Source organism: Pseudomonas palleroniana (genome assembly GCF_003031675.1).
In the GTDB taxonomy this organism is placed as follows: domain Bacteria; phylum Pseudomonadota; class Gammaproteobacteria; order Pseudomonadales; family Pseudomonadaceae; genus Aquipseudomonas; species Aquipseudomonas palleroniana.
Genome location: NZ_PYWX01000081.1, coordinates 1 through 263, shown reverse-complemented (window position 1 = coordinate 263; position 263 = coordinate 1). Strand labels below are relative to the sequence as shown.

General features: G+C 56.3%; 2 tRNA genes. Both read right to left on the bottom strand.

Going from position 1 to position 263, the window contains the following annotated elements:
• Position 1: 1 nt before the first annotated feature.
• Positions 2 to 74, bottom strand: a tRNA-Glu gene (locus C9383_RS26120).
• Between the two features lie 103 nt (positions 75 to 177).
• Positions 178 to 253, bottom strand: a tRNA-Gly gene (locus tag C9383_RS26115).
• Between the last annotated feature and the right edge of the window lie 10 nt (positions 254 to 263).

Sequence of the window (263 nt, the reverse complement as noted above, 5' to 3'; positions counted from 1 at the left end):
GCGTCCCCTAGGGGACTCGAACCCCTGTTACCGCCGTGAAAGGGCGGTGTCCTAGGCCACTAGACGAAGGGGACACGCTACTGAAACACATGGTGTGTATTTCAGTGCCCAGAGGTTAAATCCGAAGATCGTACCCTGGTTTCACTCAATGCCGCCCGAAGGCAACACTGCTTAAATTGGAGCGGGAAACGAGACTCGAACTCGCGACCCCGACCTTGGCAAGGTCGTGCTCTACCAACTGAGCTATTCCCGCAAATGGCGTC